7 protein-coding genes and 1 pseudogene are annotated in these 8739 nt (G+C 73.6%); 3 read left to right on the forward strand and 5 right to left on the reverse strand.

The features are described 5' to 3' along the window. Positions 1–6: 6 nt before the first annotated feature. Genes ABD999_RS42315 through ureA form a run of 3 tightly spaced genes read right to left on the reverse strand, consistent with a single transcriptional unit; the run spans position 7 to position 4033 of the window. Positions 7–1635 (reverse strand): amidohydrolase, encoded by a 1629-nt coding sequence (locus tag ABD999_RS42315; RefSeq protein ID WP_271279960.1) that lies wholly within the window; start codon positions 1633–1635, stop codon positions 7–9. A gap of 20 nt (positions 1636–1655) precedes the next feature. Further along, complete coding sequence (locus ABD999_RS42320; RefSeq protein WP_271279959.1) at positions 1656–3335, reverse strand: urease subunit alpha; 1680 nt, start codon at positions 3333–3335, stop codon at positions 1656–1658. Further along, positions 3332–4033 carry an urease subunit gamma gene (gene ureA, locus ABD999_RS42325; RefSeq protein WP_333485744.1) on the reverse strand — a complete coding sequence of 234 codons (702 nt, stop codon included), beginning with the start codon at positions 4031–4033 and terminating at the stop codon, positions 3332–3334. Before ureA ends, ABD999_RS42320 begins: the two co-directional genes overlap by 4 nt. A 139-nt stretch (positions 4034–4172) precedes the next feature. Between ureA and ABD999_RS42330 the strand changes: the two genes are divergently transcribed. Next, the gene (locus ABD999_RS42330) at positions 4173–5174 is read left to right on the forward strand and encodes a LacI family DNA-binding transcriptional regulator (RefSeq protein WP_271279958.1); all 1002 of its coding nucleotides are present in this window, start codon (positions 4173–4175) and stop codon (positions 5172–5174) included. Here the strand turns inward: ABD999_RS42330 and ABD999_RS42335 are convergent. Beyond that, a complete protein-coding gene (locus tag ABD999_RS42335) occupies positions 5160–6368 on the reverse strand; it encodes an ROK family transcriptional regulator (RefSeq protein WP_271279957.1) in 1209 nt (402 codons plus the stop codon). The two genes, ABD999_RS42330 and ABD999_RS42335, sit on opposite strands and share 15 nt — an antisense overlap. A gap of 236 nt (positions 6369–6604) precedes the next feature. On the opposite strand from ABD999_RS42335, the gene ABD999_RS42340 reads away from it, so the two are divergent. Beyond that, positions 6605–7195 (forward strand): RNA polymerase sigma factor, encoded by a 591-nt coding sequence (locus ABD999_RS42340; protein ID WP_271279956.1) that lies wholly within the window; start codon positions 6605–6607, stop codon positions 7193–7195. A 3-nt stretch (positions 7196–7198) separates the two neighbouring features. Beyond that, positions 7199–8281, forward strand: coding sequence for a CU044_5270 family protein (locus tag ABD999_RS42345; protein WP_271279955.1), 1083 nt, complete (start codon positions 7199–7201; stop codon positions 8279–8281). A gap of 42 nt (positions 8282–8323) precedes the next feature. On the opposite strand, the pseudogene ABD999_RS42350 reads toward ABD999_RS42345, so the two are convergent. After that, a pseudogene (locus ABD999_RS42350) lies at positions 8324–8739 on the reverse strand (2-oxoacid:ferredoxin oxidoreductase subunit beta); the annotation flags it as partial.

Consider the following 8739-nt stretch of genomic DNA (forward strand, 5'->3'; position numbering starts at 1 on the left):
TCCTCCTCAGGGGCGTTCGTAGACGACGGACCCCTCGGTGATGGTGTAGTCGACGCGGGCGTCGGCGGCCGGGCCGGCGGCGCGGGCGAACAGGTTGCGGTCGAGGACGGCGAGGTCGGCGCGGTTGCCGACGGCGATGGTGCCGGCGTCGGCGTCGTGGTTGACGTACGCGGAGCCGGCGGTGAACGCGGCCAGCGCGACGGGCAACGGCAGCGCCTGTTCGGGCAGGAAGGGCGCGTTGTCCCGGTTCTCCGGGTCGACGCGGGTGACGGCGACCTCGATCTCCTCCAGCGGGTTGGCGGTGGTCACCGACCAGTCGCTGCCCATCGCCAGGGTCGCGCCGGAGCGCAGCAGGTCGCCGAAGGGGTACTGCAGGTCGGCGCGGTCGCGGCCGAGGAACGGCAGCGTCAGCTCCTCCATCTGCGGTTCCATCTGCGCCCAGTACGCCTGGCAGTTGGCCGTGACGCCGAGGGCGCGGAAGCGCGGGACGTCGTCGGGGTGCACGAGCTGCAGGTGCGCGATGTGGTGCCGGCGGTCGCCGGGGCCGTTGGCGGTCCTGGCGGCCTGCACGGCGTCGAGCGCGTTGCGCACGGCGCGGTCGCCGATCGCGTGCAGGTGCGTCTGGAAGCCGAGCCGGTCGAGCTCGGTGACCGCGGCGGCCAGCAGGTCGGGTTCGACGTAGGTCAGGCCGTGGTTGGCGGTGTGCCCGCCGCAGCCGTCGCAGTAGGGCTCCAGCAGCGCGCCCGTGTAGTTCTCCATCACCCCGTCGGTCATGATCTTCACGGTGGTGGGGCGGAACCGGGCGGTGCCCGTCTCCCTCTGGCCGAGGAACTCCGGGATCTGGTCCAGCCCGCGATGCCGGTCCCACCACAGCGCGCCCACGACGCGCGCGGTGAGCCGGCCGGCGGAGTCCAGGGAGCGGTAGGCGTCCAGGGTGGCCGGGGTGACCCAGGCGTCCTGCCAGCCGGTGATGCCGAGGGAGTGCAGGTGCGCCTGGGCGTCGAGGATGGCGTCCTCCCACTCCTCGCGGGAGGGCAGTGGGACGTGCCGGTCGTTGAAGGAGTAGGCCGCGCCCTCGTGCAGGGTGCCGGTGGGCTCGCCGGTCCGCGGGTCGCGTTCGATCCGGCCGTCGGGCGGGTCGGGGGTGGCTGCGGTGATCCCGGCCAGCGCGAGCGCGGCGGAGTTCACCCACGCGCCGTGCACGTCCCGGTTGAACAGGAACACCGGCCGGTCCGGCACGATCGCGTCGAGGTCCTCCTTGCGCGGGGTGCCGCCGGGGAAGTACTCCATCGCCCAGCCGCCGCCGACGATCCAGGGCCGGTCCGGCTCCCCCGCCGCGTAGGCGGCGACGCGGTCGAGGTAGGCCTGCCGGCCCACCAGCCCGTTGAGGTCCACGTTCAGCCGGTTGCGGCCGGCGAACGGCGCGTGGACGTGCGCGTCCTGGAAGCCGGGCAGCACCATCCCGCCGCGCGCCTCGATCACCCGGGTGCGCGGGCCGACGAGCTCGCGGACGGCGGGCTCGCCCAGCGCGACGATCCGGTCCCCGCGCACGGCCACCGCGTCGGACCAGCTCCGTGCGGCGTCGACGGTGTAGACGTCGGCTCCGACGATCACGAGATCGGCGTGTGGGGTCACTCGGTGCACCTTCTTCGGGGTCAGAGGAAGTACAGGCGGGACAGGGACACCTGCTCGGCCGGTGCGGAACTGATGGGCTCGCCGTCCAGCCGGACGGCGCCGGTGCGCGGGTCGACGTGGACGTGGCCGGTGCGGGCGTTGCGCACCATGTCGGGCAGGCCGATGCCGCGCGTGCCGCGTACGGGGACGCGGCGGCGGCGGGTGGGCAGCAGGTCCGCCCCGGCCTCGGCGGCGGCCCGGCTGACGAAGGCGACGGCCAGCTCGGCGGGGGCGGCCCCGTACCCGCCGAACTGCGGGCCGAGGACGAGCGGCTGCGCCTCGTCCACCGCCGCGTTCGGGTCGCCGGTCACGCCCCAGGCGGGGAACCCGGCCTTGAGCACCAGCCGCGGGGTGGCGGCGAACCTGGCCGGCTCCCAGAGCACGAGGTCGGCGAGCAGGCCGGGCCGCAGCGAGCCGATCTCGTGGCCGAGCCCGTGCGCGAGCGCCGGGTTGACGGTGAGCTTGGCCAGGTAGCGCAGGACCCGGGCGTTGTCGTGGCGGTCGTGCTCGGCCCCCCGCTCGGCCTTCATCTTCGCGGCCAGGGCGAAGGTCCGCCGGACCGTCTCGCCGGCCCGGCCCATGCCCTGGGCGTCGGAGGAGGTGATGGGTATGACGCCGAGGTCGTGCAGCACGTCCTCGGCCCCCATGGTCTGCTCGCGAATCCGGTCGCGGGCCATCGCCTCGTCGCAGGGCAGGTCCGGAGAGAGCCCGTGGCAGGAGACGATCATGTCGTAGTGCTCGGCGACGGCGTCCCGGCCGAACGGCAGCGTCGGGTTGGTGGAGGAGCCGATGACGTGCGGCTGCCCGGCCAGGCTGAGCACGTCGGGCACGTGACCGCCGCCGCAGCCCTCGATGTGGAAGGCGTGGATGGTGCGCCCGTCCAGCACCGCCAGCGTGTCGCGTACAGACAGGCTCTCGTTCAGCCCGTCGGTGTGCAGCGCGACCTGCACATCGTGCTCCTCGGCCACCCGGAGCGCGGTGTCCAGCGCGCGGGCGTGCGCGCCCATGTCCTCGTGCACCTTGAACCCGCAGGCGCCGCCCTCGGCCAGCGCCTCGACCAGCGGCTCGGGCCGCGACGAGGAGCCGCGGGCGAGGAACCCGACGTTGACCGGCCAGGCGTCGAACGCGGCGAAGGCGGTGCGCAGCGCCCACGGCGAGTTCACCCCGACGCCCCACACCGGGCCGAACTCCTGGCCGAGGATGGTGGTCACCCCGGAGGCGAGCGAGGCCTCCATCACCCGCGGCGACAGCAGGTGCACGTGCGTGTCGATCACTCCCGCGGTGGCGATCAGGCCTTCGCCGCTGATGATCGTGGTGCCGGTGCCGGCCACCACCTCGACGCCGTCGAGGGTGTCGGGGTTCCCCGCCCGCCCGATCGCGCAGATGCGGCCCTCCCGGATACCGATGGAGGCCTTGCGCACCCCGAGCAGCGGGTCGAGGATCAGCACGTTGGACACGATCAGGTCGCACGTGTCGTGGGTCGATGTGGCCTTCAGGTGCAGGCCGTCGCGGGCGGTCTTGCCGAAGCCGGCGAGGAACTCGTCCCCGCGCCGCTGCGCGTCCGCCTCGACCTCCACCACCAGCCCGGTGTCGCCGAGCACCACCCTGTCCCCGGTGGTCGGCCCGTACACCGCCGCGTAGCCGCCGCCGTTCACGGTCACTCCGATCCCAGGTAGCCGCAGGCCCGAGCGCGTTCCAGCGCCGCCTCCCGGGCGCCCGGGGCGTCCAGCGGCCCGTCCACGAGGCCGGCGAAGCCGACCACCACGCGCGCGCCGCCGATCGGCGCCAGCCGCACCCCGGTGGTCTGGCCGGGGTCGAACCGCGTCGCCGTGCCCGCCGGCACGGCCAGGTGGCGCCCGTAGGCGGCGGCCCGGTCGAACCGCAGCCGCGGGTTCACCTCGAAGAAGTGGAAGTGCGAGGTGACGCTGATCGGCACCGCCGCCGTGTTGGTGACCAGGACCGTCACAACCTCGTCGCCGTACGGCTCGGGACGGTCCGCCCCGGGCAGCAGGGCGCCCGGCCCGGCCGGGTCGGGCGCCGCCGGGCCGAACGGGGCGGTGACCACGGCCAGCCGGGTCCCGTCGTCGAAGACCGCCTCGACCTTCACCTCGGTGACCACGTTGGTGACGCCGGGCAGCACGTCCTCGTGGGTCAGCACGGAGCGCCCGGCGGCGATCGCCTCGCTCAGCCGCCGGCCGTCACGGGCCGCCTCGCAGACCGTGTCCGCGATCAGCGCGGTGGCCTCGGGCACGTTCAGCCGCAGGCCCCTGGCCCGCCGCGCCCGCGCCAGCTCCGCCGCGGTGAACAGCAGCAGCCGGTCGCGTTCCGCAGGAGTGAGATGCACGACGACCGCCTCCATGACCTGTAGGGAATCCGCCGAGGTGGGCATGATTAGAACACGTACAGGAACGTTCCTGCAATGGTCTGGAGAAACGTTCCTGCACAGGCGCGGGAACCACGGCCGCGACCGCCGTCGCGCGGGAGTACGGTTGCCCTTGATGAACGCGCCTCGACCGATCACCTTGCAGGACGTGGCCCGCGCGGCGGGGGTGTCGACGACGACCGTGTCCGACGCCCTGAGCGGCCGGGGCCGGCTGCCCGCCGCGACGCGCGAGCGGGTGGCCGCGGTCGCCCGCGACCTGGGCTACGTCGCCAACCGGAGCGCCCGCAATCTGCGCAGGGGCCGCACCGGGGCCATCGGCCTCTACTTTCCCGGCCGCACGATCGGTCTCGAGTACTACATGCACCTCGCCATCGGCGCCGCCGAGGAGGCCCTGGCCCACGATCTGGCGCTCACGCTCATCCCGGCGACGAAGGATCCGGGGCGCGCGCCGTCCCTCCACCTCGACGGCGTGGTGGTCTCCGACCCCGTGCTCGGCGACCCGATGCTGGAGACGCTGACCGGCCTGCGCGTGCCGATCGTCACCTGCGAGCGCGACCTGACGCCGGGCGCCCGGCACGCGGGCCGGGTCGAGTCCGACCACGCCGCGGCGACCCGCACGCTGCTCGGCCACCTGTCCCGTCACGGCGGCCAGATCGCGATGCTCTGCCCCGGCGAGGAGACCGCGTTCGGCCTGGACATCCGCACCGCCTACCAGAGGTGGTGCGCCGAGACCGGCCGGACGCCGTCGGTCTACGACGTGCCGCTGGTCTGCGAGCCGCAGGACGTCAGCCGCGCCGTGGCCGAGGCCCTGCGGGCGCCCGGCGGCGTCGAAGCGATCGTCTCCGTCCCCGACGGCGGCGCGAACAGCGCTGTGCAGGCCGCCTTCCAGCAGGGCCGCCACGTGCCCGGTGACCTGCGGGTGGCCTCGTACGTCGACAGCCCTTCCCTGCGCGGCCTGGCCACCCCCATCACCGCGATCGACATCGCGCCGCGCGAGATGGGCCGCCGGGCGGCGCGGATGCTCGCCGACCTTCTCACCGGCGCCGTCGCGCCGGGCGCGGTGGAGGTCCTGCCCACCCGGCTCATGGTGCGGGCCAGCACCTCACCGGCGGGCTGAACACGGCGCGGTACGGGCGAGCACGCCCAGCGGGTCGGCCAGCAGGCCGGAGAAGCCGAGTTCGGCGGCGCCGGCCAGCGTGGCGTCGTAGCCCAGGGCCGACGTGCGCAGCCGTACCCGCTCCCGGGCGACGGGCAGCGCGTTGGCGGCGATGCGGGCGCGCACCTGTGCCGCCATGCCCGGATAGATCTCGCGCAACGTGCCGCCGAAGATGACCATGCCGGGGTTGAAGAGGTTGCACAGGTTCGCCACCCCGATGCCGAGCCAGTCGCCGATCCGGTGCAGCGCCTCCTGGGCCGCCGGATCGCCGCGGTCGGCGTCGTCCGCCACCGCCCGCACGGCGTCGCGGCCGAACAGTTCGGCCGGTCGCCCGGCGGCGTCGAGCAGGGCCCGCTCGCCGACCTCCGCCTCCAGGCAGCCGTGCGAGCCGCAGCCGCACGGGCGCCCGTCGTACGGGTTGACCACCATGTGCCCCAGCTCGCAGCCGTATCCGCTGTCGCCGTCGAGCAGCTTGCCGCCGACGATGATGCCGCCGCCCACGCCGACGTCACCGTGGAGGTAGATCAGGTTCTGGAAGTTCGCGCCGGCTCCGCGCTGCTGTTCGGCGAGCGCGCCGAGGTGCGCCTCGTTCCCCACCGACACCGGCAGGCCGAGCCCGAGGCGGCGCCCGAGCTCGGCGCCGAACGCCTGGTCGACCCAGCCCAGGTCGGGCCCGAAGCGCACCATGCCGTCGCCGGGCCGGATCATCCCGCAGTAGGACGCGCCGACCCCGACGCACAGCGCGTCAGGAGGAGCCTCCCCGTGCAGCCGGCGACCGAACTCGGCGAGCACCTCGACCACGCGGTCGAGGTCCGCCCCGGCGCGCGGGCGGACCGCCTCCCTGCGGTCGAGCACGATCCCGCCCAGCGCGACCCTGGCGGCGACCAGTCTGTCCACCGCCACGTCGAAGGCCAGCACGTACGCCCGGCCCGACTCGGGCCGGACCACGAGCGACGGCCGCCCCGCCCGCCCGGTGCCCTGGGGAAGCTCCTCGCGCACCAGGCCGGCCCTGGTGAGCTCCGCTATCAGCGCCATGATGGTGCTGCGGTTGAGCCGCATCCGCTCGCTCAGCGCCGTACGGGAGACCGAACCGCCCAGGTGCACGTGTCGGAGCAGGGTGCCGACGTTGTTCCGGCGGATCTCCTCCTGAACCAACCTGACCTCCGCGATCGTCCGGCTTCCCAGTATCGCGGAGTATGCCCCCGAAGTGTGATCTTCGGCACCCGGACGGCCGGGGCGGCCGGTCCTCCGCCCGCCCCGCGGATACAGTGACCTGCCGTGGCCGGGGGCGCGACGGGACGCCGATCGTCGTCACCGTCCGGAGGGCACCGCGAACAAGAACGCCCGCATCGGGCAATCAGCGCCGACCCTCTTCTCGAGAAAGGCGCCGGATGCATGACCCTTCGTACCCCGCCACACGGCTGGCCGCGGAGCCGGACGACGCTTCGGTCATCGCGAACTCCCGGCACGAGCCGGAGTGGTTCTCGGTGATCTTCGACCGGTACTTCACCGCGATCCACCGCTACGCCGCCGCCCGGCTCGGGTCCGGCGCCGCCGACGACGTGGCAGCGGAGACGTTCCTGGCCGCGTTCGACCAGCGCGACCGCTACGACCTGACCCGCCCGGAGGCCAGGGCCTGGCTGTACGGCATCGCCACCAACCTCATCGGCCGCCATCGCCGCGGCGAGCTCCGCCTCTACCGGGCGCTCAGCCGTTCGGCCGCCCGCGACGACGTGGAAGGCCACGCCGACCGCGTCACCGACCGGGTGACCGCCGAGCAGCTCAGCCCTCGGCTGGCGCGCGGCCTGCAGGGCCTGTCCCGGGGCGACCGCGACGCGCTGATGCTCGTGGCCTGCGCCGGCCTCAGCTACGCGGAGACCGCCTCGGCCCTGAACATCCCGATCGGCACCGTCAGCTCCCGGGTGAACCGGGCCAGGGCCAAGCTGCGCGAGGCACTGGGTCACGTGGCGAAGGAGGTCTGAATCATGGACGAGCTGCAGGAACTGCGCCGCTATCACGACGCGCTGCCGGAGACCTCCGCGGAGACCATCGGCGCGGCCCGGTCCCGCCTGGCGGATCACGCGCGAAGGCGTCCGCGGGCCCGCCGCCGGCCGGTGTGGGGGCTGGGCCTGGCCGGGGCGGCCGCGCTGCTCACCGTGGCCACGACCATGGTTCCTGGCGTCACCCAGGAGAAGGGCGGCGAGGTCGCCGGGGCGCGGCACTCCCCCGCCGTCACCGAGCTCCGGTTGCGACCGGTGGCGAACGCCCAGGATCTGGCCGACAACGCGGCGGTGCTGGCCTCCGGCGAGCCCGGATGGAGCGCCGGCCCCGAGCAGTGGGGCTACGTGAAGAGCCTGCGGGCCCGGACACGGCTGGACGGCGGGCGATGGCTGATCGGCAGGCCGGAGGTCACGAGCACCCACGAGCAGTGGCGGCGGCTCGACGACAAGGCGTTCGCCACCGTCGAGAAGGGCAGGCTCAAGGTCTCCAAGGGGTCGGAGTTCGAGGTGACCTACCCCTACCTGCTCTCCCTGCCGGCCGACGCCGGCCCCCTGCTGGCCCGCGTCTACCAGACCGTCGACACCGAGAACGCCAGGAATCGCGCCTCCTTCCTGCGCTCGGCCCGGGAACGTGCGGAGAACAGGGGCAAGACCCCCGAGGAGGCGAAGCGGCTGGCCGAGGAGTCGCTGCCCGCGTTCACCTCCCAGCACCGCGACCGGTGGGCGTTCCAGCTGATCGCGATGGGCATGAGGGAGACCGCGCTGCCGCCCAGGCTCCGTGCCGCCATGTACGGCGCGATGGCGAAGATCCCGGGCGTCCGCTACGAAGCCGAGGCATCCGACCTGCTCAAGCGCCGAGGCGTCACCCTCTACCACGTCCTGGACGGCTACCTGCGCGACGAGATCTTCATCGATCCGAAGACCTGCGAGTATCTGGGCTACCGCACCCTCGTGGTCGAGGACCACGAGGACAGGCCTTTCGGGACCATGAAGAAGGGCGAGATCCATGACTGGGACGCCCTGATCGCGGCGGCTGTCGTCGACAAGCCGGGGCAGCGGCCCGGCTGACTCCGCGTGGACCGTGGGGCTCGCCCTACATCCCCGGCGGACTCAGCCGATGCGCCAGGTGTCGCCGCCCATCAGCAGATCGGCCAGATCACCCTGGCCCTTCTGTGTCACCGCTTCGTCGAGCTGGCTGGTCATCAGCGTGTCGTAGGCCGGGCGGTCCACGCTGCGGAAGATCCCGATCGGGACGTGGTCGAACGCGGGCTCGTCCAGCCGGGACAGCGCGAACGCCACCGACGGGTCGGGGTTGTGCGCGTCGTGCACCAGGACCCGGTCCTCCTCCACGCTGTCGCGGGGGACGACCTCCAGGCTGCCGTTCGCCGCCCGGATGACCGCCTTGGAGGCCGAGGCGATCGGCCGGCCGTGTTCCAGCTTCAACGTGATGTCGTCGCGCAGCTCCGGGTCCTTGAGCGGTTCGAAGGCGTTGTCGTTGAAGATGTTGCAGTTCTGGTAGATCTCCA

Source organism: Nonomuraea ferruginea (assembly GCF_039540635.1).
Taxonomy (GTDB): domain Bacteria; phylum Actinomycetota; class Actinomycetes; order Streptosporangiales; family Streptosporangiaceae; genus Nonomuraea; species Nonomuraea ferruginea.